The organism is Candidatus Kryptonium sp. (assembly GCA_025060635.1).
Taxonomy (GTDB): Bacteria; Bacteroidota; Ignavibacteria; order Kryptoniales; family Kryptoniaceae; genus Kryptonium.
In genome coordinates this window covers 1-629 of sequence record JANXBN010000118.1, presented here as the reverse complement: position 1 = coordinate 629, position 629 = coordinate 1, and the positions used below count along the sequence as shown (strand labels likewise).

The following is a 629-nucleotide window of genomic DNA, read 5'->3' as shown; positions in this document are numbered from 1 at the left end:
GCGGGCGCGTCGATGACCAGCCCCGCCTCGCTGAACAGGCGGCGGTAGGTCGCTGCGTTCCGCTGCCGTCCCGCCGTCCAATTATCCAGATACTTCAGCTTCACCCGCAACACAGCCGCCTGCAGAGCGTCGAGGCGGAAGTTGCCGCCGATCAGTTTGTGGTAGTACTTCGGATGCGCGCCATGGTTGCGGAGCAACCGGACCCGTTCTGCCAGCGCAGCGTCGTTTGTTGTGACCATGCCGCCGTCGCCAAAGCCGCCCAGGTTCTTCGAGGGGAAGAAACTGAAACATCCCATGTGCCCGATGGAGCCCGCGCGCTGACCCTTGTACTCCGACCCAATCGCCTGCGCTGCGTCCTCGATAACGATCAGATGATGGCGCTGCGCAATCTCCATAATCGGGTCCATATCCGCCATCTGTCCGTAGAGATGCACCGGCATAATCACCCGCGTGCGCGGCGTGATGCGCGACTCGATGGCAGACGGGTCAATATTGAAGGTCAGCGGATCGATGCCCACAAAAACCGGAACAGCGCCGAGCCGGGCAATCGAACCAGCAGTGGCGAAGAAAGTGTAAGGCGTGGTAATGACCTCATCGCCGGGACGGATGTCGATGGCCATCATTGCGAC

General features: G+C 61.4%; 1 protein-coding gene. It reads right to left on the bottom strand.

Features of this window, described 5'->3' with window-relative positions; all coding sequences use genetic code 11:
- The coding region (locus tag NZ923_10765; GenBank protein ID MCS7230487.1) for a DegT/DnrJ/EryC1/StrS family aminotransferase at positions 1–629 on the bottom strand (629 nt) is incomplete at both ends.